Below are 24335 nucleotides of genomic sequence, written 5' to 3'. Positions count from 1 at the left end.
TTTATGCCAGATTCTATTCCAGCCAATTCCGTCGGCCTGGTCACCCCTCAACTCATGCAGTTCGATGAACCCCTGGCGCTCGCGTGTGGGCGGACTCTAGACAGCTACCAACTGATGGTGGAAACCTACGGTACGCTCAACGCCAGCCGCACTAACGCGCTGCTGATTTGCCACGCGTTGTCAGGCCACCATCACGCGGCCGGTTACCACAGCATGGACGAGCGCAAGCCCGGCTGGTGGGATGCCTATATCGGGCCGGGCAAACCGCTGGACACCAACAAATTTTTTATCGTGTCGCTGAATAATATCGGCGGCTGCCACGGTTCAACCGGACCGGTGACGCCAAACCCATCAACTGGGCAACCCTGGGGCGGCGATTTTCCAACCCTGCGCGTCCGCGATTGGGTGCACTCCCAGGCCCGCCTTGCCGATGCGCTGGGTATTCAAAAATGGGCCGCCGTCGTCGGCGGAAGTTTAGGCGGTATGCAAGCAATGCGCTGGTCGCTTGAGTACCCGGATCGGGTTGGCCACTGTGTGGTTATTGCGTCGGCGATGAAGCTTTCTGCGCAGAATATTGCTTTCAACCACGCAGCGCGCGAAGCCATTTTGACCGACCCGGATTTTCACGACGGAAACTTTTTGAGCCACAGCACCGTGCCAAAGCGGGGCTTGAGCACCGCGCGGGTCATCGCCCACTTAACCTACCTTTCCGACGATGGCATGGGGCAGAAGTTTGGCCGTGAACTGCGTTCGGGTTCGTTCGAGCAGGGCACCGAGGAACCGGTTGAGTTTCAGATTGAAAGCTATCTTCGCTATCAGGCCGACAGTTTTTCCAAAGTGTTCGACGCCAACACCTACGTGCTAATGACCCGGGCACTCGACTACTTCGATCTCGCCCGTGAATACGGCGACGACCCCGTAGAGGCCTTCAAGCAGGCGCAGTGCAAATACATGGTGATTTCATTTACCTCCGACTGGCGTTTCTCACCGGAGCGCTCGCGCGAAATCGTCAACGCCCTGATTCGCGCCGACCGCGATGTGGTATACGGCGAGCTGGAGTCTGACTTTGGTCACGACGCCTTCCTGATTCCTAATCAGCCGCGCTATTGGGATCTGCTAACAAGTTATATGAGTCAAATTGAGGTGGCCGACTGATGCGTATCGACCACAAAATTATTCTGGATTGGGTAGAGCCGAATTCGCGCGTGCTGGACCTGGGCTGCGGTGACGGTTCGCTACTGAAAAACCTGACCGCCAGCAAACAGATTCACGGTTACGGGCTGGAAATTAACAGCGAAAATATCTTGCAGTGCATTGCCAATGGCGTGAATGTGATCGAACAGGATATAGACGCTGGCCTCGGCGATTACGACGACCAGAGTTTCGACCTGGTCATCATGTCGCAGACGATTCAAACCATGATGTACCCAGAGAGAACCCTCGAGGAAATGCTTCGCATCGGCCGCCAGGTTATTGTGACATTCCCCAATTTCGGCCACTGGAAAGCCCGCGTGCAACTGGCGCTGCACGGACGCATGCCGGTCTCAGACCTGCTGCCTTACGAGTGGTACAACACGCCCAATATTCACTTTTGTACCTTTCGTGACTTTGAGCATTTGTGCAACGATCTGAAAGTGAAAACCCTGAACCGGGAAGTGATTGGCGGCGATGGGATGGCCTCGTTTTTCCAAAAGCTACACCCGAATTTATTCGCCGCTACCGCGCTTTATCGCATAACCAAAGGTGATTTATGAAAACGATGATCAGCCTGTTGGCACTTTTCGCCTTGAGCCTCTCGGTCCACGCGGACGTCAGCTCCCAGGCCAGCCACCGCTTTGGCGCCTACGAACTGCATTACAGTATTTTGCCGAGCACCTTTATTCCCGCCGACGTGGCTGCCGCTGCGGGCATCAAACGCAGCAAGTACGAAAGCCTTATCAATGTGTCAGTCACCCGCACCGGCGAATACGGCGGCCTGCCCGTCACCCTGCGGGGCACCGTGGCGAACCTGATGCAACAGCAAAAACCGCTGGTGTTCCAAACTATTGAGGAGCAAAACGCGGTTTACTATCTGGCGCCGCTGCGCCACACCGGCGAAGAGCAAATCCACATTACACTGGAGGCGACTGTCGAGGGCGGCGAGCCGATAAACCTTAAGTTCACCACCAAACTGTATCCCGATAACTAGCCCAGCATTACCGATTCACAGCGCTGTTAACTTTTTGAATTGATTGCAATGAATAAAACCGTAGTACTCGCCAGCGGCAACCCCGGCAAACTCCGCGAATTCCAGCAAATGTTGCAAACCTGTGGGCTCGACGTGGTTCCGCAAGGCAACTTTGCGGTGCCGGATATTGAAGAAACGGGCCTGACCTTTGTGGAAAACGCGATCCTGAAGGCCCGCAACGCCTGTGAACATACCGGCCACCCGGCGATCGCCGACGACTCCGGCATTGAAGTGGATGCACTCAACGGGGCACCCGGCATTTATTCCGCGCGCTTTTCCAATGGCTGGCAGGGCGAAAATGCGTCCGACGACCGCAATAACGCCTACCTGCTCGAGCGTTTGGCTGGTGTACCTGACGCACAGCGCACCGCGCGTTATCAGTGTGTGCTGGTGTATATGCGGCACGCGGCGGACCCTACCCCGCTGATTTGCCAGGCAAGTTGGGAGGGGCGTATTTTGACAGCACCGCAAGGGGAAAACGGCTTCGGCTACGATCCGTTATTTTGGTTGGACGAGCTCAACTGCACCTCAGCGCAGTTGCCGAAAGACGAAAAAAACCGCATCAGCCATCGCGCGAAAGCCATGGCGATGCTGTTAGCGGCATTGCAGAACGCGCGTTGAAGCCCCGCCAAAAGGTTGGCCTATTGGACTAAAACCGCCAGCCAAATTGCAATGCGCCCGATGTGGTGGCGTCACTTTGCCCGTAGGACAACTCGATCACCAACCGTTTGATTTGATACGCCAGGCCGCCCGACAAAGTATCTTCGCGGTTACCGCTGAGATCCTGGCGATAGCCTAAGCGCAGATCGAGACCGCGCAACGGTGTCACCTCAAGGCCAAGCGCAACCTCCTGCAGGGGCGCCTCGGCAGCGACCGGCTGGTTTTCACTGAGATCCATATCCAGCCCGAGAGAAAAACGCTCGCGCACATAGCCGAGCCCCAGGCGGGAACGGGTTTTTAACTGGAGTTCCGCACCGCTGTTGGTGGTGAATTTTTCCGGCACAAGGTCTTTCGCGGCAACACCGACACGATAGTGATCGAACAGCTCAAACAACACCCCTACGTCGCCGTTCACACTCAGATAAGACTGCTCATCGTCATCAAAATCTAGGTCATCGTCGCCGAAATCTGTGCTGTCGCTGATGGCGTAAATGTTCAGCACTTTCGGTGTTACCCCAAGCGCGACGCTCTGGCCGAAAAACTCGAATTTACGGGAGAGGGAAACACCCCACTCCAACAAATTAAACGCCGTGATATTCGCACTCGAGTTAAAGCGATCCGACGGGTCGATAAGATTGCCGTTGCCATCTAGCAGCGCCGGGGAAATATCCGCAAAGCTGCCGCCCGCGGCGAGTACATCCATCGCATTAATATAATCAGCGAGCAGTGCGTAGTCCGCAGCGGGAATCGTGGAATCGGCGAAGCTGATGGAACGACTGCTGATAAAAAAAGCACCGCCTTCAAACTTGCTCGGTTCGCTCACCGACAAGCCAAAAACCACCTCGCCTTCGATCTGCTGGTTGCCCAGATCCACCAGCAGGGTTTCCAGCTGGCGCGCGCGATTGGCCACTTCGCCAGCCGCTTCCGCCGAGCGTGAACTGTTATACCCGTCCACCGCCCGCTCCAGGTTTTCCTGCAGGTTATCGTCAGCGGCATCGATCACAGCCTCCACACTGTCATCCACCTGCACAACCAGATTGGGAAACACAAAACGGCTGTCGCGCGTGCGATTTTCGGACTCATCATTGAGTGCGAGTAGTGCTGGATTGTAATACTGCGCCTGATGAAAGCTGGCCACACCAACACCGGCGCCACCCATGGCAAGGCCACGCGGGTCATAAATACCATAGCTGATTGCCTGTGCCGACGAAGCGACCATTACACCAGCAGTGCACAGTGACAGGGGGAGCAGAGCGGAAAAACGGCTGAACACAAATAACGACCTCAGTTGCACATTCTTGGGTCAGTTACACTACCATACGCGCAGCGCCCATAATGAGGCGAATTCCCTGTTCTTTTACGACGACCCCATGACCCAGCCAGCCCAGCTCGCTCTACCGCCACTCTCGCTATACGTGCATATCCCCTGGTGTGTGCGCAAATGCCCCTATTGCGACTTTAACTCCCACAGTGTGCGCAGCGAACTGCCCGTCGATGCTTACATTGATGCGCTATTGGCAGATTGCTCCGCCGACCGGCACTTTGCCCAGCAGCGAAAAATTCGCTCCGTCTTTTTCGGTGGCGGCACCCCCAGCCTGCTGCCGGGCAAAGCCATCGCGCGCCTCCTAGACGGCTTGCGGGAGCGACTCGACTTCACCCGCGATTGTGAAATCACTCTGGAGACCAACCCGGGTACCGCGGAGTACAGTAACTTTGCCGACTATCGCGCGGCGGGCGTTAATCGTATATCCCTCGGTGCACAGAGTTTTAATGCACTGCAATTGCAGCAACTGGGGCGAATTCATCAACCGGAAAATATTCAGATCGCTTTTACCCAAGCGCGCGACGCGGGTTTCGATAATATTAACCTCGACCTGATGTTCGCCCTGCAAGGGCAAAACTGTGCCGATGCTATGCGCGATCTGGAAGCGGCAATTGCGCTCGAGCCAGAGCATATTTCCTGGTATCAGCTCACCATTGAGCCCAATACCGCTTTTTATTCGAACCCGCCGAGCCTTCCCGACGACGATACCAGTTGGGAAATACAGCAGGCCGGTATGCAACTGCTGGCAGACTCTAACTACGCGCAATACGAAGTCTCTGCCTATGCACGAGCGGGAAAGCAGGCCGCACACAATATCAACTACTGGGAGTTTGGCGACTACATGGCGATAGGCGCGGGTGCGCACGGAAAAATAACCTGGCCGGAGGAAAACCGCATCGAGCGCTATCAAAAAACCCGGCTGCCAGACCACTACCTGGCGGCAGCACAAACCTGCGCGTTCACCTCACATCGTGAAACACTCGCTGAACACAATTTACCGTTTGAGTTTATGATGAACGCACTGCGACTCAACCAGGGCGTTGCCAGCGAGCTGTTTACAGCACGCACAGGCTTGCCCCTGGCGTCGCTGGAACCGCAGCTCACGCCACTGCGGGAAAAGGGCCTGCTGGGGACAGATCCGCAGCGGTTGTACACAACCACGCTGGGCCACCAATACCTGAACAGTGTGCTGGAAAGCCTGCTGTCAGATTAGGGCCAGTTAAACCGAAACACCGGCGACAGGCTGCTACACTCAAGGAACTCACCAAGTTACACGGACCACCATGTTCAACCCCGCCGCCGCTTTTCGCCAACTTAGTATTGCTCGCAAAGTCACTGTCCTGGTGATGATGATCGGTGCACTTCTGGTGTCTGGCATCATTGCTGAACGCCTTTTTTTTGGCGAAAAATTTGTTGGCGGTATTGCCGAGACTCTCGACGATACACACCAGAATGTGGCGCCATGGCTGCTGCAATCGCTCTCGCGCGGCGACAAAAGCAGCGCTGTGTTGTTACTGAAAGACAGCTCTCACCGCAACCCACAGCTGGCGTTTCGCCTGCAACAACAGGCGGTCGAACAGCCGGGGCCGATCTTTGATAATTTTGCCCAACTTCGCGCGGGCGGTTGGCAGCGCAGCCTGGAGAAAACCTATCCGCTGGCAACCGCCGACGCCAATTACCTGCTTAAAATCCGCGGTGTCGGCCCCTACTTTAATGACGAATTTATCAGCCATCTACTCTACAACCTGGTAGTCGAGGCCATATTGATTCTGGGGCTGGCGGCAATCATCCTGGTCATGCTCGAGCAACTGGTGTTTCGACATTTGCGCCATATTGCAGCGCAAACCGAAAAGCTTTCTATCGATACCATCGGCAACCCCATTACCCTCGAGCGCCAACCGTCTGATAGCGAAAGCGAGGACGAGTTGGACAGCGTCGTCAATGCGCTCAACAGCATGCGTGAAACCATCCTGATCGACATAAAACAGCAGGCGCAAATTGAAGACGCACTCCTCGCGGCGAAAGAAGAAAAAATCGAAACCCGACGCATGATTGAGCGGGTTAAAGCCGCAAATCAGGCAAAAAGTCAGTTTATCGCCACCATGAGCCACGAGATCCGCACCCCAATGAACGGGGTAATTGGCATGATAGAAATGCTGCGGGATACGCCTCTGAACGACAGCCAAAAACACTACCTGGATGTCATTTTCAGATCGGGGGAATCGCTGCTGGAAATCATCAACGATATTCTCGATTACTCAAAAATCGAAGCCGGCAAAATGAACCTGGAAAATGTCGATTTCGATCTCAACGAACTGCTCAACGATTGCGTGCAGCTGTTCAGCGCAACAACCCATAAACGGGACATCGAGTTCGTCTGCGCCATCAGCCCCGAAACACCCACCCAGCTACGCGGCGACCCCACGCGGCTGCGCCAGATCGTCGTGAACCTTATCGGCAATGCGTTCAAGTTCACCTCCAACGGTCACGTGATGGTGCTGGTAAAAAGCCTACAGGATCGCACCTCCGAACACCCTCTGCTGCGTTTTTCGATTGTCGACAGCGGCATAGGCATCAGCAAAGAAATTCAGCGCAACCTGTTTCAAGCCTTTAATCAGGCCGACACCAGCACCACCCGACGCTATGGCGGCACCGGTCTGGGGCTGGCCATTTGCAAGCAACTGGCAGAGTTAATGGGCGGCACAATCGGAGTGGAGAGCGAATACGGCAAGGGCTCCACCTTCTGGTTCACCATTCGTTTCGATTTGCCCGAAGACAGGCAGCGGCAGCCACCTAGCTCAAGCCTCGCGCTGTCTGGCAAACGCATTCTCGCCATACACAGCTCTCCGGTATTAGTCACCGCCTTCGCCGACAACTGCGAGGGCTACAACATGAAATGCCATCATGTGAGCAAAGCCTCAGACGCACTCAAGCGCCTCACTAACCAGACGCCAGACCAAATTTATGACTTTCTTTTTCTCGATCAACGCATTGATGGCGAGGACGGTTTTGCGCTCGCGCAAAGTATTCGCGAAATACCCGCCTACGCGGAAACACCCATTCTAATGCTCACCCATGAGCGCACCACCAAGTTTACGATGGAACAGTTGATGCCCATCACCAGTATTCTCCCGCGCCCGCTCACCGCACATGGGCTGCGTACTGCGCTCTTGGCCCAGTCCACGGGCGTGGCTCTCAACGAGTTGATTTCGATGGAAAGTAAAGCCATCGCTCCCGCCCAAAAACTTAACGTGTTAGTGGCTGAAGACAATGCCGTAAACCGAATGGTCATAGAAGGACTGCTTAACAAGCACGAAATCGAACCTGTTTTCGCCGAAGACGGCCAGGAAGCAGTTACCGCGTTCGAAACCGCCTCACCGCGTTTCGACCTTATATTTATGGACTGCGAAATGCCCAATATGGACGGCTTTGAGGCAACGGAAAAAATTCGCGAATACGAGAAAAACCGCGCACTTACGCCCATGCCGATCATTGCCCTCACCGCGCACGTGGAGGCCGAGCACCGGCAACGGGTATTCAACGTGGGCATGAATTACTACCTCACCAAGCCAGTCACCATGGATAAACTGCGCGAAGCGCTGACATCGGTCGGAGTATTAAAAGACTAGGGCCTGCGTTTTTCAACAACCTTACTTACGATACGCACCAGTTGGCGTAGAATAGTTCGCAAGTGCAGCACATTTATCCTCTCGCGCCCGAGGTTCCACCGGGGCCAAACCGTAACAGGGTTTTCATGGACAACAAATTGATTGAAATCCAGTCGATGTCGGACGACACCGCAGTAGATACAAGCGATACCCCCAGCCTGGATAATCCGGCGTATTACATCAACCGCGAAATCTCTCATCTCGCCTTCAACCGGCGGGTTCTCAAGCAAGCGCTCGACGATCGGCACCCGTTGCTTGAACGCCTCAAGTTCTTGCTGATTTTCAGCTCCAACCTGGATGAATTCTTTGAGATTCGCGTCGCCGGTCTGATGCAGAGTATCAAATTCGAGAGGGAAACCACCGGCCCGGACGGAATGCACCCCACGGAGGTATTGCGTGAAATCAGTCAGATTTGTCACGCCACGGTTGATCTGCAGTACAAAACCCTGAACGACGTACTCATTCCCGCTCTTGCCGAGCAGGGCATCCGGTTTTTACGCCGTAAACGCTGGACGCAGGCACAAGCCAAGTGGGTCGAAGAATATATTGAGCGCGAAGTGCTGCCGATTGTCAGCCCCATTGGTATCGACCCCGCGCACCCCTTCCCGCGCCTGGTCAACAAGAGCCTCAACTTTATTGTTGAACTGGAAGGTAAAGACGCCTTTGGACGCGATTTGAACTACGCCATCGTGCCCGCACCGCGAACCTTACCGCGGGTAATTCGCCTCCCAACGGAACTTGGCGACCCGGGCCAAAATTTTATTTTCCTTTCATCAATGATTCACGCGCACGCTGAAAAAATGTTCCCGGGCATGCAGGTAATGGGGTGCTACCAGTTTCGCATCACCCGCAACGCCGATCTGGATGTGGATATGGAAGGCATCGCCGACCTGGCGCGCGCGCTGCGCGGCGAACTGCATTCACGCCGTTTTGGCACTGCGGTACGCCTGGAAGTGGCGGATAATTGCCCGGAGGAGCTGACCCAGTTTCTACTGCGTGAAGTCGGCCTGACCGACCAGCAGCTCTATCAGGTTAACGGCCCAGTTAATCTGAAGCGCCTGATGCAGGTACCATTCGAAGTCGATCGGCCCGATTTGCAGTACCCACCTTTTACACCGTCCATGCCCAAAGGCTTGAACCGCAAAGATGTGATATTCGACGCCGTTGCCCGCAAAGACTACTTGTTACAGCACCCATTTGAATCTTTTTCGCCGGTTATTCAGCTGGTGCGGCAGGCGGCGAAAGACCCACAGGTAGTGGCAATCAAACAAACCCTCTATCGCAGTGGCGGACTGCAATCGTCACTGGTGGAAGCCTTGATCGATGCCGCGCGCAACGGCAAGGAAGTGACCGCTGTTGTTGAGTTGCGCGCCAGATTCGACGAAGAAGAGAACCTGGAATTGGCCAGCCGGCTGCAAGAAGCGGGTGCCGTGGTGGTTTACGGCGTCGTTGGCTACAAAACCCACTCCAAGATGATGCTCCTGGTAAGGCGTGAAGGCGGCGAGCTCAAACGCTACGTGCACCTGGGTACCGGCAACTACCACAGCGGCAATGCCCGACTCTACACCGACTACTCCCTGCTGACCGCTGACCCAGTGCTGTGTGAGGATGTGCACCGCGTATTTCAGCAACTCACCGGCATGGGCAAGGCCGAGCGCATGACCAAGCTGTTACACGCCCCCTTCACCCTGAAGCGACAATTGCTGCGCCTGATAGACGCCGAAGTCAAAGCGCAAAAAGAAGGTGGCGAAGGGCACATTATCCTCAAATGTAACGGTCTGACTGAACCCAAGGTTATTCAGGCTTTATACAAAGCCTCGCAAGCCGGTGTAAAAATCGACCTGATTATTCGCGGCATGTGTTGTCTGCGGCCGGGTATCCCCGGCGTGTCAGACACAATTACGGTTCGTTCAATCGTTGGCCGATTTTTAGAGCATACCCGTGCCTATTATTTCGCCAACAGCGAATACAAGGTGTTTTGTGCCAGTGCGGACCTGATGGAGCGCAACCTAAATCACCGAGTGGAAACCTGTTTTCCTGTAGAGTCGCCGGAGCATTCAGAGCGGATTCTCAAAGAGCTCAACCTGTATCTGAAGGACAATTTGCGCAGCTGGCAGCTGCAGACAGATGGCACCTACAGCAACAATAGAGCCGAGAGTGAAGAAGCACCAATGGGTGCACAGGAAGAATTGCTGCAAATTTATGCTAGCCAGGGCCAGTGATAGGCCCGCTCAATTGACCCTATGGCCTTGTAACCGGTAGCCGCTATCCTTATTATTAGCGACCTTCCCTCCCTACTCACCTTTCTGGAGAAATCAACTATGAGTGACGCGATCGTTCACACTAGCGATGCAAGCTTTGAACAAGATGTACTGACCGCTGACGGCCCTGTCCTGGTAGATTTCTGGGCAGCCTGGTGTGGACCGTGCAAAATGATCGCTCCGGTTCTCGACGAACTGGCCCAGGAATACGAAGGCAAAATCAAAATCTGCAAAATGGATGTTGATGCCAACAAAGAAACCCCGGCAAAATTCAACATTCGCGGTATTCCGACCCTTATCATCTTTAAAAATGGCAGCGCAGAAGGCACCAAAGTTGGCGCATTATCCAAAGCGCAACTTAAAGAGTTTATCGACGCCAACGTGTAAAGCTCCTGTGGCACGAGCGGTTTTTACCACTTGTGCCATTACTCTTTGCAAGCACCAAATTTTGTGGCTATACTGCAAACGTCTCGCAAGGTAGCTCTTCCGCTCATCTCTCCTGCTGTCATTCATACCCCGAAACCAGTTACCCGATGACCGGAACCTCGTGAAGGCATTCATCCTATTCGGATCGCACCCTTAACTTGCCGAACCTGTGCCCTGTAACCCTGCTCTGTTGTGGTACACGCCGCACAGTCTCCAAGCTTTCAGCTTAACTTTCCGCGATTTTGATAGCGATTTGCCATCAGACAATAACACCAGGATAAATAACCCGATAATCGTCGCCCTAGCTGCTAAATTGAATAGTAGTCAGCCTCGATAAAAACAATTATTTGCTCCAGCAACCAGCATCTCATCGTAAAAATCTTATGAACCTCACCGATCTCAAAACAAAACCCATTGAAGAGCTTATCGATATCGCGAAAGAAATGGGCATGGAAAGTCTCGCCCGTTCCCGCAAACAAGATGTGATTTTTAACATTCTCAAACGTCACGCACGCAGCGGTGAAGACATTTACGGTGATGGTGTGCTGGAAATTCTGCAGGATGGTTTCGGCTTTTTGCGTTCTTCCGGCTCCAGCTATCTCGCTGGTCCAGACGATATCTACGTATCGCCCAGCCAGATCCGCCGCTTTAACTTGCGCACCGGCGACAGCATTGCCGGAAAAATTCGCCCGCCAAAAGAAGGTGAGCGCTACTTCGCATTGTTAAAAGTCAACGAAATTAATTTCGATAAGCCAGAAAACTCCCGCAACAAAATCCTCTTCGAAAACCTCACCCCCCTGTTCCCCACCAGCCGTTTGGTACTGGAAACCGGCAATGGTTCTTCCGAAGATTTAACCGGCCGTATCATCGATTTAATTTCGCCAATCGGCAAAGGCCAGCGCGGCTTGATCGTCGCACCGCCAAAAGCCGGTAAAACCATCATGATGCAGAATGTTGCACAGGCCATCACCCGCAACAATCCTGAATGTCACTTGATTGTTCTGCTCATTGATGAACGTCCGGAAGAAGTAACTGAAATGCAGCGCTCTGTGCGCGGCGAAGTGGTTGCGTCCACATTTGACGAGCCGCCTTCGCGCCACGTGCAAGTTGCCGAAATGGTTATCGAACGCGCGAAACGACTTGTCGAACACAAAAAAGATGTCGTTATTCTGTTGGATTCCATTACCCGTCTTGCCCGTGCGTACAACACCGTAATTCCTTCCTCCGGTAAAGTACTCACCGGTGGTGTCGATGCCCACGCTCTGGAGCGCCCCAAGCGTTTCTTCGGCGCTGCGCGAAATATTGAAGAAGGCGGCAGCCTGTCAATCGTCGCGACCGCGCTGATCGATACCGGCTCCAAAATGGACGAAGTTATTTACGAAGAGTTTAAAGGTACCGGTAACCTGGAATTGCACCTGGACCGTAAAGTGGCCGAAAAACGCGTGTACCCGGCGATCAACATTCGTCGCTCCGGCACCCGTCGTGAAGACCTGTTGATGCGCGAAGACGAACTGTCGCGCGTGTGGATTCTCCGCAAGCTGCTGCACGATATGGAAGATATCGCTGCAACCGAGTTTCTGGTTGACCGCTTAAAAGGTTTCAAAACCAACGACGAATTTTTCTTGTCGATGAAATCGAAATAAGCCAGCGCGCTTTGCGCAGTGGAACGGCGGCAGAGCCGCCTTCTGGAGCGCGGGCCATGCCCGCTTCAGGGACGCCGCCATCGGCGGCGGCTGGAACGGTCGCAAAGCGACCTTCTGGAAAAATATTAAAACCAATTGCTTACATGAAACCCCGCCACCCCTTCTCCTCATCCATTACGTGCTAAAGTACGTACCACTATTCTTTGCCATTCATTCCAATAAAGCGAGAACGCTCCTGTTTCCGGCAGTCGCCTATGGCGACCATCCTGAAGAGACTTGCTGCTCGAAAAGAACGTCGTGAGCGCTCCGCACGAAGTGCATTATGTTTAAAGACCTACGAGACTTTATCGCGCTGCTCGAAAAGCGTGGTGAACTTAAGCGCATATCTCACCCGGTTAGCGCTCACCTAGAAATCACCGAAATATGCGACCGCACCCTGCGCGTAGGAGGCCCGGCGTTATTGTTTGAAAACGTTGAAGGGTCGGATATTCCCCTGCTGGGCAATTTATTCGGCACACCGGAACGCGTCGCTCTCGGTATGGGGCAGGAATCAGTTGCGGCACTGCGCGAAGTCGGAGAGTTGCTGGCGTTTTTGAAAGAACCGGAACCGCCCAAAGGCATGAAAGACGCTTGGGAAAAATTACCGATCTTTAAACAGGTTTTGAATATGGCACCCAAGCAAGTGAGCCGGGCTGCTTGCCAACAAGTGGTACTGGAGGGTGATGACGTCGATCTGCATAAACTGCCGATCCAAACCTGTTGGCCGGGCGATGCGGCACCACTGGTCACTTGGCCGTTGGTGATTACCCGCGGGCCGCACAAAGAACGCCAGAATCTCGGGATATACCGCATGCAATTGATCGGTAAAAACCGGTTGATTATGCGCTGGTTGAGCCACCGCGGTGGCGCTTTGGATTTTCGTGAATGGCAGGCGGAACATCCGGGGGAAAACTTTCCCGTTTCCGTTGCACTGGGAGCAGACCCGGCCACAATTCTTGGCGCTGTCACGCCGGTGCCGGATACCCTCAGCGAGTATGCTTTCGCCGGTCTGCTTCGCGGCAGTAAAACCGAAGTGACGAAAAGTCTCGGCAATGCACTGCAGGTGCCTGCCTCAGCGGAATTTATTTTGGAAGGCTATTTAGCACCAGGTGATATGGCCGACGAAGGCCCATTTGGTGACCACACCGGCTACTACAATGAAGTGGATCAATTCCCGGTATTTACCGTAGAGCGCATTACCCATCGCAAAGAACCCATTTATCACAGCACCTACACCGGCCGCCCCCCTGACGAACCCGCGGTGCTCGGTGTCGCGCTCAACGAAGTATTTGTACCACTGTTAAAAAAACAATTTCCCGAGATTGTCGATTTCTATTTACCGCCGGAAGGCTGCAGTTATCGGCTGGCGGTGGTCACCATCAAAAAACAATACCCGGGCCACGCCAAACGCGTGATGTTAGGTGTGTGGTCATTTCTACGGCAATTTATGTACACCAAATTTGTGATTGTGACCGACGACGATGTTAATGCGCGGCGCTGGGAAGATGTTATCTGGGCGCTGACCACACGGGTGGACCCGACTCGCGACACCACCCTCATCGACAATACCCCCATCGACTATCTCGATTTCGCTTCACCGGTTTCCGGCCTGGGTTCCAAAATGGGCATTGATGCCACCAATAAATGGCCGGGAGAAACCACCCGCGAGTGGGGCGTGCCTATCGAAATGGATGCGGATATAAAGTCAAAAGTTGACGCAATTTGGGATGAGTTGGGTCTTTAGTGTCACCAGGCCCTAGGCCCTAGTAAACCACCTTGGCTTTACCCGTGTGCTTCGCTTTGTACAAAAGCTGATCTGCGCGGTAAAGCAATTCATTAAAGGTTTCATTTTCATCGCCCTTGGCGACAAGACCTATACTCAAGGTCGGGCAACCACCCAGACCATCCGGGTCGTCACTATGCATTCGTGCGTCTTCAATGTTGTAGAGAATTTTATCGGCGAGAACCACACCCTGGTCAATACTGGACTCGGGCAACACAATGGCAAACTCTTCGCCACCAACCCGGCCGATAATATCGGTTTTACGCACTGAGTTTTTCAGAATATTCCCAATTTGCGTTAGTGCCCGATCCCCTTCCGCATGGCCAAAGCGATCGTTGATGGATTTAAAATTATCCACATCCAGCATCATCACGCAAAAATTATGGTCGTATCTTTCTCCTTGGTGATGAGCGCGATTCGCAAGTTCTAAAAAATATCCCCGATTAAAAACTCCAGTCATAGAATCTGTGCTGGATAGTTTAAACAGCTTTTGCTCTTCTTCCTCCTGGGCTTTAAGGCGCGACACCATTTTTCTACGCTCGGTAATGTCGCGTACTACCGCAATTGTATGCAGACCATATTTGGTGTTGTATGGGCTCAGGCGAATGTCGACGAAAATTTCCTTTCCACTTTTGGTAACCGCACTGAGGTTCATCGCATCGTTGCCCATCTCACGGACTTCCGGCGCATCCTGAAAACGATGGCGTAACTTTGAATGCTTTATTCGAATCGCGTCTGGCACCAAATCTTCAACCGTCAGCTCCTGTAAATGCGAGGCTGAATAGCCAAACATTTCTGTCGCCCGCGAGTTACTTTTCACTATTCGACCATCCTGATCCACCTGTAAAATTGCATCGGGAATTGTTTCGAACAGCTGCTCACTCTCGTCTAGTGCGACACGCAGATCAGCATAAACACGGTCCATGGTGGCGATAATTTTTTTATAGCGCTCTTCAATATGCTTCAGGCGAGAGACATTGGTATGGATGCCCAGCATGCGGGTCGCCACGCCCTCTGCATCACGAATCGCAAAGCCCCGGCACCGCAGCCACACAGTTTCGCCACTCTGGTGGGTGTAGCGCACAATCTGGTCGTAGGGATGACCCGGGTCTTTACAATGCTGCTCGAAGTTTTGCTGGGCAACAAGCAGGTCGTCCGGATCGATAATGTCTTGCCACTCCGCGGCCAGGTGTTTCTTTTCTTCAGGCGCATAGCCTAACGTGAGCCAGAACTGCGGACTCATCCACTCGTCTTCCGGTTTTTGCAGATTCCAATACCACAGTCCGTCGAAAACATAGCGATCGATAAAATCGAACAACTCAGGGTCGACTCGAATTATTTCAGCAAGTTCGCGCGCCAGATAATGGGTTGATTTTTCCTTTCTGTCCAAATGTTCCACTCTCATGCCACTCCCAGCCAGTCAGGCTCTTTGAGTCTAGCAAATGAATGGCGCACTAGCCTCGCAACCCCACTCAGCAGCAGGCCTGGCGCTTAATTTGGGGCGAAACACACGACAGAAAACGCAATCGAGGGTTCATTGTGAAGACAATTAACGTAGGCATGTTTTTGGTCGCCTCGAAACGCAACGGCGTCGCCTGGAAGGAGAAACCAGCTGCCATCGTCGAGCCGCAACTCCAGCTTCCCGCGCTCGCAAGTGAGATACTCTCGCGTACCGTGGGTGTGCGGTGCACCCTGTACCGTCGCCGCAGGCTCGATCTGAAGCCGGGAGATTTCCACACCGGGCACGAGTTCAGGCACCATGGGGCTAAATATACCGCCGCGCCGCTTGCGGTGTGGGCCAAAGCCCGCCGCAAAAAATGCAGCCTGGGAGCGAGGCGCGCTTACCAGCTCTTCGATACTCACCTGCAACGCATTCGCCAATTTACTCAGCACCGAAAGCGTTGGGTTGGCGGCACCCGATTCAATGCTGGCCCAGGTCGGTCGGGGTATTTGCGCCAATGTGGCCATTTGTTGTTGCGTAAAACCTCGCTCACTGCGCAGTTGCCGCACGTTGCCCGCAAGGTTGCGCGCTAGCGTTTCCAGTTTCATGACAGATCGCCAACCTCCTGCTATTAAATCAACATTTAAGTTAATAATTTATCGAAGCAAATGATAATGCCGCTTCACGACCAACGGAGCAATATCTATGAAAGCTTATCTGGAACATTTAAATATTCACGTAACTCAACTCGACGCCATTGCTGAGTTTATTTCAACTGCAATACCCGCCTTTAAAGTGCGATTTGACAGTGGCACCAGCTGCGACGAGCGCTGGTTGCATATCGGTGACGAGCAACACTACTTTGCGCTTTACCAGGCAACCGAAGCCGCAAACGCACGCAAAAACTATGGCAATACACCAGGGTTGAACCACGTGGGTATTGTGGTTGAGGAAGAGGTGGCAAACCTGCGCAAGCGTCTATTAAAGGCGGGCTATACAGAAACCACCATCGAGAACTTTCACCCTGCACGCAAGCGTATCTATTTCGCCGACCCCGACGGGAATGACTGGGAATTTATTCAGTACCTGCACGCAGACCCAGTGCTGCGCAACAGTTACGACGACGCGAAAACTAATTAACACATGCACTATACCGATAAGCTTGCGCGCAATTGCTGCGACAACATTGAGCCACTCCAACACTCAACGGCTGCGCCAAGCGATGAAATTTTTCTAGTACGCCTACGCCATGACTGGCAGAATGGCACGGGTAATCATCTTACCGTGCCATGCCATGTTACAACCCCGTCTGCTGATTATCGCTGTAACGTCGAGCGCCCTCACTGCGGCGGCACTGTGTTTTGCAGATGAAAATCTTCCAGCTGACACCAGCATGCAATCTGAACGCATCCTGTTCGAGCCAGAGAACAATCGCTTTCACAAAACGATTTCCGTACCTCACGGGCAGCGCCTTACGCTTCAATTTCAACCCGAACACGCCAGCTTGCGGATTCAGGTTTTTAATCATTTAGGCGAGGATTTATTTGCGAATCGACATGCTGACCTGCTGTATCGCCACCGCCTGAGCTTAACCGACAGCGACTGCGCGCCCTGCGCTATTGAAGTGGATGTCGTTCCGCGGCACCAAGCGCCAGCGGCCCTTACGCTGGAGTCGCAGGTAACAGACTGCCAACGCGAACCGGCCTTTTGCGACGCGGACACGGCCTTGGAATTCGCACGCCGCAAGGAGCTAAGTGTATCGCCAACAGATATTAGCCAGCACTTCGCGTTGGCCGTTCAGCAATGGCAGGCACTACCCCCATCAATTGAAAAACTCAACGCGCAATTTCTCGCGCTGCACGCCGCCGAGAGTACCTCTGCAAATTCCACAGCGTTCACCCAATTAGCGAGTCAGGCTCGACAATTTAAAGCCTGGCCCGCGTTGGCACAAATACAGTTTATGCAGTTGCATGAGGCGCTCGCCCAGGACGACACTGCGCTCACCCAACAGTATTTGCGCGAACTTGAGCAAACCCTTACAAGAGTTCAAACAACCGACACACACGTGTTTTACACCCTCAGCGCACAAGCCGAACTGGTACGCGCCGAACTTTTTTTGCATACAGAGCAACTGGAAAAGCACGCAGCTGCAATAGCGCGCGCAAGTGCTAAGCTGGATAAAATTGACGACGTGGCGCAGGTTGCCCGCATTCTCAACGGCGTCGGCTTTCTCCACCGCATCAACAAACACCTCGATCAGGCAGCGGCAAGCCATCAACTCGCACTTAGCTTCAGCAGTGAAACGACTGACCTTGCCCTGCAGATGCAATCCGCATACTACCTCGGCGTTGTCAGCGCTTTGCGCGGCCGCTATTTTTACGCACAATCACTGCTTGCGCGCGCCGAGCGGGAAGCGCTAGCGCTGAAGGCGCCTATTTGGCAGGCACACATTACAGCAGCGTTAGCGCGTATCGCAATGGAGCTTGGCAGCGTGCAGGAAAGCGAAGCGCTCTACCAAAAAGCGCAAACTCTGTATCAACTAAGCGGCGCAAACCGGGAGCTGAAAACCGTCTACTTAAATCAGGCGCGGTTGTTTTCACTGCAGGGCAAACCCGATACCAGTGCAGAATTTTTACGCCTTGCCCAACGACATTTAAGTGAGGCCCCGCTGGATCGTCGCCATTACTCGGAAACTCTGGCCGAGGCTCACCTGAACGCCGGCCAGTGCACGGATGCACAGCACGCACTAACAAGCCTCACTGATCCGGGCAGCGTGAATAGCGCTCCACTGCTGACAGCAAAGATTCACCTTTGCCTGCAAAACTGGCGTGACGCCGCCGCAAATGCGCGTGCAGCGGTGACCCAATTCACCCGCGACCAGGACGATCTGGGTATGCTGAGTGCCCGCTTTGTATTGGCAAGCGCCCGCTGGCATGAGGGGTTTGCGAGTGAAGCTCTGGCTATCATTGCGGCTGCGACTCACTCAATCGAAACCTTGCGGGATGACTTGCAACGTGACGACATGCGCCGCCAGTTTTTAGCACTACAGCGCTCACTGTACGACTTGCAATTGCAGATCACCCGTGAAGAGTCTCCATCCAATATCCTTGCCGCACTCCAGGTCGCCGAGAAATTTAAAGCTCGAACACTCTTCGATGCACTGCTCAGAAGAAATACACCGGTACCCGATACCGAGGCCAAGGTGGCGCAACTGCCCTTTGCCGACCTCATGGCGACAACACTTGCGCGCTTACAGGCAACACCAGAAAGTGCTGTTCCCTCCAGCGAGCAGGAATCGCGTTCACTCGAAGACGCTCTCTCGCAGTTACCGGAGGGTACAGCCCTACTGTATTTTTTTATGGGCACCCGACAAAGTTATTTGTGGGAGCTGAGCGCAGGACACCAGCAAGTGTATTCCCTGCCAGCAGAACCGGAACTCCACGGCGCAATCGATGCGTATCTCGCGCAGCTCAACCCGCAAACCGGAAATCGCGATGCACTTTACCAGGCAGGTAGCAGGCTTTCAGAATATCTCCTCGGATCTGTGGCACCACAACTGGATCAATACCAGAATCTGGTGATTGTGCCGGATGGTGCGCTACACAGGGTTCCTTTCGCCGCGCTCTTTAACCCCCAGAACGAAAGCCGTCTGCTGCTGACGCACAACATCAGCTACGCCCGATCCCTCAGCACGTTTAATTACTTCAGCGAACACCCGTCGCATCCGCAAGCCCCTACCCTGTCACGAGAACACATATTATTGGTGGCACCCGATTTGGCCGGCGGGGAGCTAGAGGCGCGTGAAGCAGAGCTTGCCGCAATAACCCGCGCTTGGCCGTCGACCAATCCACCGCGCGTGCTTGCCGGCCACGCCGCCGACCTCGCGGGTGTCACAGCGGCGCTCGCTCAGCCATTCGACATTGTGCACTTCGCAAGTCACACCCGACTGGATTGGGATTACCCCTCGCGCTCGCTGATCGCGCTGAATGGGGATTTCGCATCCCAGCCGGACAGCCAACTCGGCATACAAACCATCCGAGACTCATCGCTAAATGCCGAACTGGTGGTACTCAGCGCCTGCGCCACGGCGGCGGGTAAAAATCTCGCAGGGGAAGGACCTATGGGCTTGTCGCGGGCATTTTTCGAAGCTGGCGCCAAACGGGTGTTAGCGTCACTCTGGCCGGTGGAAGACAGGGCGACCGCGCAAATCATGGCGCAGTTTTACCGAAACCTTCTCACCGAACAGGATGAGCCAACCTCGGCCTTGCGCAAAGCGCAGCTCGCACTCGCCCGCAACCCCCGCTGGAACCACCCCTATTATTGGGCAGCGTTCGCATTTTACGGTAACCCCCATGCTTTCTAACTCTTCACCCGGCGCATCCCCTGTGATCCCACCGGAACAATTGGTCACCCGCATCGAACAGGGCGATACGGTCGCCGAACATCAATTGGTCGTACAATACCAGCGCGGCCTGATGCTCGCGCTCAGTCGCAAAAGCAGTATCGATGTGGCGGAGGATGTGTGTCAGGAGACATGGCGCGTGGTACTGGAAAATATTCGCGCAGGCAAAGTGCGTGAGCCCGAACGACTTGCAGCCTATGTGGTACAAACCGGCCGCAATCAGTTACTGATGCACTTTCGCAAATACCCGGCACATACCGGTGCACCCCACGAGGCTGACAGCGACCTGACCACCGACGAAACCCCGGAGACACAGTTGCGACACCAGCGCCTTCGCACCGCGATTGGAGCCCTGCTCAACGAATTGCCGCAGGAGCGTGACCGGGAATTACTGCGGCGCTTCTACCTTCAAGAGCAGGAAAAAGGGGAGATATGCAAATCGCTCACGCTCACTGAACGCCATTTCCATCGGGTACTTCACCGTGCCAGGCAACGCTTTCGCGAACTGTGGGAGCAAACGGAAATGCATTGGTAATATGCTACTGAGAGAAAACCGGCTGAGCACGCACAATACAGATGAACAACACGGCAACCCATGGCGCGAATTTCCCCCGTTGCCTGGAGACACCCATGACGCATAACTCAGTGACAGACGACCAGATCGACAACTACGTCAACGGCCGGATGTCGGAAGAGGATGAAATCACTTTTGAGGCGCACTACTTGGAAAACCCGGCGCTCCTGGCCCGAGTGGAAAGCGCACAAGCGTTGAAAGACGGTTTAAAGTTGGCGCCCGCAGCGGAATCCCAACGCCGCCCGTCAACTGCAGGCATAAACAGCGCTTGGCTGAGTTATATCGTGGCGCCCCAAACAGCAATTGGTGCGATTGCGGCCAGCCTGCTCCTCATCCCGCTGATCCTGAAACACGACCCGGCCGTTTCCCCTGAGGCAATCACCACGACCCAGTTTTACCTGGTTGCTAACGATGTCTATCGCAATGAATCAGCCGCACCGAAAACCCACCGCATTACGCTCGACAAACGCGCGCTGGCGCTGGGCTTCGAGGTTCCCCCCGCATTTGGCAAACCGCAATCCTGGACGGTATCTATCAGAGATGCTGACGGAGCCCTGATATTTTCCAGCGAACCGTTACAGCCAAACCTGCAATCGGTGATCGCCCTGACACTCACACCCGGTTTTTTAGAACAAAACAAAATCTATCACTACTCGCTTGCGCCCGAGAACTCGCAAACTTTATTAACAGGTGAATTTATTACTCAGCATTAAGCTCGCCACCCAGCCCCCAAAACAACAAGGAGCCGTTATGCCTTTTCTGATTATTGCTATTAGCAACTCAAGCCTGCCCGGTCTGGAGCGTCACGACCGGCTAATTGTTGAAAATCCGTGTGCCCAAGCCAAGCTCATTGTGCGCCGCCGCAACGAACCAGAGCGCGAATTGGGCGCTATCAAAACCGTGTACGTCAACATCACCGAACCCGATGGGCTGATGACATTCACCGCCCTGACGGTAATTGCTCAGAAGACATTTGTCCTGACAATAATCGCGCAGACAGTCGCCAATAAAGACGATAAGGCCTGCGACATCAATGTTGTACGCACCGCCCCCAATGTGAACCAAACACATGCGGCACTACCGCCGACCATGGTGAGCTACAATGCGCACGGCACTATCATCGACTCGCCGACAGGCCGCTTAAGCGGTACCCGCACAGCACAAGACCGCCTGCGTGCGCAAGGTATGGTTAATTTTATTATTGATAAAATCAACCAGAGTACGATTAAGGCACCGCTCCATCACGACCCATTCGCGGAGGGCGATGAATTTATTCTCGACCAGGTTATTACCGCAGACCCTAGCCGCGATCGCTGGGGAGAATTGCGCAAAAACGATCGTATTATGGAAAATACCGATGGCGTTAAACGCTGCCGAATTCAAAGCCTGGCAGGCGACAGGTTTCGCTATTGGTATCTGGTTTTCGCCACCGAACAGCACGCTGAAGACACTCAGAATCAGGTTGACACAACTAACGACTCTCACCCCCACACGCTTGTGGTAGAGCAATATCCGCAAACGCCACCAGCGCCCGGGTCGTCAAGATTAAATTTTTACTTCCGATTTATCGGTCTTGAGGACATTACGACCTGCACTGAATTGCGCACATATATAGAAAGCCTGCCACCTGACACAAGTACCTGGGAGGGGCTCATGGAATTCTTCGACAACCACAACGAAATTGTTAACAGAGTTCTGAGCCACTTACAGGGCAGCGGCGGCGGTTATATTAATATTTAGGGAATATCTGATTTTATTCACGGGGCAATTAAATAGAGGAGCCCGGCTATTTAATTGCCGCCCCATGACATATCCGCCCACGCGGGTATCTTATTTTTTTGCAAATGCGGCTAAAAACGCATTTGATCAATCAGGTTCAAGAAAAACGGAAGCGCCTTAACAGCACGGAAGCTTAAAGCGAGGCGACGTCAATTGCGCGCGCCTCTGAGAGAAAATTGGACTGGAGCCCAATACATTAAACACTAATCGAAAAATTTAAAATCCTGTGCGCGGAAGTAGTCACCGTTCGGGCCGTTGTCTGCAACAATAACTGGCGCGAGCATGCCCGGCAGGGTGGATTCTACTGAATCCCAGGCGTCCGGCCCACCGAGATCCGTGCGTATCCAGCCCGGATCGACAGCATTAACTCTGACCGCAGTATCTTTAAATTCAAACGCCAAATCTTGCGTTAATTTATCGACAGCAGCTTTCGATACACTGTACGGCGCCAGGTTTGGTTGATCCGCAATACCCGACGACACATTGACAATACGCCCCCAGTTGCGGGCTTTCATGCCCGGGCCAAACGCGTTCACCAGTTTTACCATGGCAAAAACGTTCACCTGAAAAACCGACATCCAAGTGGCCATGTCGAATTCAAACACTGGCGTAGACGGGCAGCTGATGGCTGCATTGTTGTAGAGAATATCCACTTGCGGCGCCACCTTGTTAACCTGTTCAATAACAGCGTTGAGTGGCGCTTCGCCATCCAATTCACCGGCAACCGGGTGCACGGTAACATCGAAGTCAGTGAGCATCCCCAGAGTCGCCGTCAAATTTTCCTGAGTACGACCGTGGACAACCAGATTACACCCCAGTTGCGCCAGGCCGAGTGCGATCTGTTGGCCGATCCCGCGACTGGAACCCGTTACTAATGCCCATTTTCCTTTGAGATTTTTTTTCATATTTTCTCCTGTTGGTGAGTCGTGAGTTGCAACAGCCCCAACTGATACAGCTCCGTACTTTTTTGATGATCGCCCAATTGCGCCAGCAGTGCGGCAAATTCCGCATAGGCCTGCGGATTTTTTTGTAATTGCAGGCTGCTTTCAAAATAACTGCGCGCTTTACCCCAGAGCTGATTGCGCATGGCAATACGCGCAAGCGCCAGGAGTAAATCCGGGTCGCCGGGCCGTTCACGCAGCCACTGCTCAGCCACCAGCAATTGTTCATTGTCGCTGCCACCGCGCACACGGCCATACAATTCCACCAGGCGCGCATCCCATTGTTTGGTGAGTACGCGACGCAACTGTTGCTCAGCGGCTTCTTCTGCCCCCAAACGCTGTAAGTGGCCGCAGTACTGCAGCACTAAAACCTGGGATTGCTTGAGCGACTTATCGAGTTTTTGCCAGTAGGATTTCAGCTCGTCCAAATTAAATTTATGCGTATCCAGAACTGCGCAGACCGCATCCACTTCTAGGCTGTGCAGCTGCTCTTGGGTGTAAGCTTTACTTTTTTTCAGCTCAGGTAGCAGAGCTTGCACGGCGGCCCAATCGTTTACCCGTTGATATACGGTCAGTAATAAATCGAGCACCACCGGATGCCTTGGTGCAACGCTGCGGGCACGCTCCAGTGTTGCCAGGCACTGCTCGCACTGCTGGTTTGCCAGTTGCATTTTGGCTTGACTCAGCAACACCGCTAATTCGTTTTCCGGTGCGACCTCTTCCGCTTTGGACAGCAATGCCTGACAGGTTTCCATATCGCCCAATTGATGCGCACTGTGCGCCGCCGCCAGATAGTGCACCAACGGCTGATCCGCGTACTTAGCCACACTCAGCAAATCTTTTTTTGCCGCCTGCCAATTGCCTTCGATATAGTGAATCAAGCCGCGCTGGGTTCGTGCATTCAGCTGACGGGAACGGCCTTCCGCGAGAAATGCCCAACTCACCCCCAGCGAGCGCAATATTGCGCGAAGCAACATATAGCTCCAGCGCAATACCAATACACCAAATATCACGGCAAAAATAGCAAACCAGAAACTGGTTTCAATGGTCGTGCTGCCGAGGCTAATTAAAATGTAGCCAGTGTCGGCTTTAATTAACTCGAGAATCAGAGGTGCAGCAACAATCGCACACAGCGTTAATATTCCAAGCAGGTGGAGGCGCTTCATG

Annotated in this window: 20 protein-coding genes; 15 read left to right on the top strand and 5 right to left on the bottom strand. The window is 53.7% G+C overall.

Annotated elements, in window-relative coordinates; translation table 11 throughout:
* The first annotated feature begins 3 nt into the window (after window positions 1-3).
* The 4 genes from metX to rdgB are packed head-to-tail and all read left to right on the top strand — an operon-like array spanning window position 4 to window position 2848.
* Window positions 4-1155: a homoserine O-succinyltransferase MetX gene (metX, locus tag TERTU_RS00980; protein ID WP_015817511.1), complete on the top strand. Its 1152-nt coding sequence runs from the start codon at window positions 4-6 to the stop codon at window positions 1153-1155.
* Entirely contained in the window at window positions 1155-1754 is a 600-nt protein-coding gene (gene metW / locus TERTU_RS00975) for a methionine biosynthesis protein MetW (protein ID WP_015820259.1), read from the top strand. Before metX ends, metW begins: the two co-directional genes overlap by 1 nt.
* Window positions 1751-2188: a DUF4426 domain-containing protein gene (locus tag TERTU_RS00970; RefSeq protein ID WP_015817400.1), complete on the top strand. Its 438-nt coding sequence runs from the start codon at window positions 1751-1753 to the stop codon at window positions 2186-2188. Before metW ends, TERTU_RS00970 begins: the two co-directional genes overlap by 4 nt.
* 48 nt (window positions 2189-2236) lie before the next feature.
* Window positions 2237-2848 carry an RdgB/HAM1 family non-canonical purine NTP pyrophosphatase gene (gene rdgB / locus TERTU_RS00965; RefSeq protein ID WP_015820053.1) on the top strand — a complete coding sequence of 204 codons (612 nt, stop codon included), beginning with the start codon at window positions 2237-2239 and terminating at the stop codon, window positions 2846-2848.
* Window positions 2849-2876: 28 nt separating this feature from the next.
* Here the strand turns inward: rdgB and TERTU_RS00960 are convergent, their stop codons facing one another.
* Window positions 2877-4160, bottom strand: coding sequence for a conjugal transfer protein TraF (locus TERTU_RS00960; protein WP_015820228.1), 1284 nt, complete (start codon window positions 4158-4160; stop codon window positions 2877-2879).
* A gap of 97 nt (window positions 4161-4257) precedes the next feature.
* On the opposite strand from TERTU_RS00960, the gene hemW reads away from it, so the two are divergent.
* From hemW to ubiD, 6 genes are all read left to right on the top strand, one after another.
* A complete protein-coding gene (gene hemW, locus TERTU_RS00955; protein WP_015820725.1) occupies window positions 4258-5424 on the top strand; it encodes a radical SAM family heme chaperone HemW in 1167 nt (388 codons plus the stop codon).
* Window positions 5425-5494: 70 nt separating this feature from the next.
* The gene (locus TERTU_RS00950) at window positions 5495-7840 is read left to right on the top strand and encodes a hybrid sensor histidine kinase/response regulator (protein ID WP_015819643.1); all 2346 of its coding nucleotides are present in this window, start codon (window positions 5495-5497) and stop codon (window positions 7838-7840) included.
* Between the two features lie 125 nt (window positions 7841-7965).
* Window positions 7966-10101 (top strand): polyphosphate kinase 1, encoded by a 2136-nt coding sequence (ppk1, locus tag TERTU_RS00945; RefSeq protein ID WP_015818233.1) that lies wholly within the window; start codon window positions 7966-7968, stop codon window positions 10099-10101.
* 99 nt (window positions 10102-10200) lie between these two features.
* On the top strand, window positions 10201-10527 hold the full coding sequence (gene trxA, locus TERTU_RS00940; RefSeq protein WP_015818186.1) for a thioredoxin TrxA: 327 nt from the start codon (window positions 10201-10203) through the stop codon (window positions 10525-10527).
* A gap of 422 nt (window positions 10528-10949) precedes the next feature.
* A complete protein-coding gene (gene rho / locus TERTU_RS00935; RefSeq protein WP_015818671.1) occupies window positions 10950-12209 on the top strand; it encodes a transcription termination factor Rho in 1260 nt (419 codons plus the stop codon).
* Window positions 12210-12531: 322 nt separating this feature from the next.
* Entirely contained in the window at window positions 12532-13992 is a 1461-nt protein-coding gene (ubiD, locus tag TERTU_RS00930) for a 4-hydroxy-3-polyprenylbenzoate decarboxylase (protein WP_015819051.1), read from the top strand.
* A gap of 19 nt (window positions 13993-14011) precedes the next feature.
* Here the strand turns inward: ubiD and TERTU_RS00925 are convergent, their stop codons facing one another.
* Complete coding sequence (locus tag TERTU_RS00925) at window positions 14012-15436, bottom strand: sensor domain-containing diguanylate cyclase (RefSeq protein ID WP_015819557.1); 1425 nt, start codon at window positions 15434-15436, stop codon at window positions 14012-14014.
* 86 nt (window positions 15437-15522) lie between these two features.
* Window positions 15523-16080 (bottom strand): helix-turn-helix domain-containing protein, encoded by a 558-nt coding sequence (locus TERTU_RS00920; RefSeq protein WP_015820033.1) that lies wholly within the window; start codon window positions 16078-16080, stop codon window positions 15523-15525.
* Window positions 16081-16177: 97 nt separating this feature from the next.
* On the opposite strand from TERTU_RS00920, the gene TERTU_RS00915 reads away from it, so the two are divergent.
* The 5 genes from TERTU_RS00915 (at window position 16178) to TERTU_RS00895 (ending at window position 22188) form a co-directional block, all read left to right on the top strand.
* A complete protein-coding gene (locus TERTU_RS00915; protein WP_015820485.1) occupies window positions 16178-16612 on the top strand; it encodes a VOC family protein in 435 nt (144 codons plus the stop codon).
* Window positions 16613-16766: 154 nt separating this feature from the next.
* Entirely contained in the window at window positions 16767-19835 is a 3069-nt protein-coding gene (locus TERTU_RS00910) for a CHAT domain-containing protein (RefSeq protein ID WP_015819056.1), read from the top strand.
* Window positions 19825-20409 carry an RNA polymerase sigma factor gene (locus TERTU_RS00905; RefSeq protein WP_228378229.1) on the top strand — a complete coding sequence of 195 codons (585 nt, stop codon included), beginning with the start codon at window positions 19825-19827 and terminating at the stop codon, window positions 20407-20409. Before TERTU_RS00910 ends, TERTU_RS00905 begins: the two co-directional genes overlap by 11 nt.
* Window positions 20410-20504: 95 nt before the next feature.
* Window positions 20505-21161: an anti-sigma factor family protein gene (locus TERTU_RS00900; RefSeq protein WP_015820026.1), complete on the top strand. Its 657-nt coding sequence runs from the start codon at window positions 20505-20507 to the stop codon at window positions 21159-21161.
* A gap of 37 nt (window positions 21162-21198) precedes the next feature.
* Complete coding sequence (locus TERTU_RS00895) at window positions 21199-22188, top strand: hypothetical protein (RefSeq protein WP_015820437.1); 990 nt, start codon at window positions 21199-21201, stop codon at window positions 22186-22188.
* Between the two features lie 242 nt (window positions 22189-22430).
* On the opposite strand, the gene TERTU_RS00890 is transcribed toward TERTU_RS00895, so the two are convergent.
* The gene (locus TERTU_RS00890) at window positions 22431-23132 is read right to left on the bottom strand and encodes an SDR family NAD(P)-dependent oxidoreductase (RefSeq protein WP_015820863.1); all 702 of its coding nucleotides are present in this window, start codon (window positions 23130-23132) and stop codon (window positions 22431-22433) included.
* Window positions 23129-24334 (bottom strand): heme biosynthesis HemY N-terminal domain-containing protein, encoded by a 1206-nt coding sequence (locus TERTU_RS00885; RefSeq protein ID WP_015817244.1) that lies wholly within the window; start codon window positions 24332-24334, stop codon window positions 23129-23131. Before TERTU_RS00885 ends, TERTU_RS00890 begins: the two co-directional genes overlap by 4 nt.
* Between the last annotated feature and the right edge of the window lies 1 nt (window position 24335).

Origin of the sequence: Teredinibacter turnerae T7901 (assembly GCF_000023025.1) — a bacterium.
In the GTDB taxonomy this organism is placed as follows: Bacteria; Pseudomonadota; Gammaproteobacteria; order Pseudomonadales; family Cellvibrionaceae; genus Teredinibacter; species Teredinibacter turnerae_B.
This window is presented reverse-complemented; position numbering and strand designations above follow the sequence as displayed.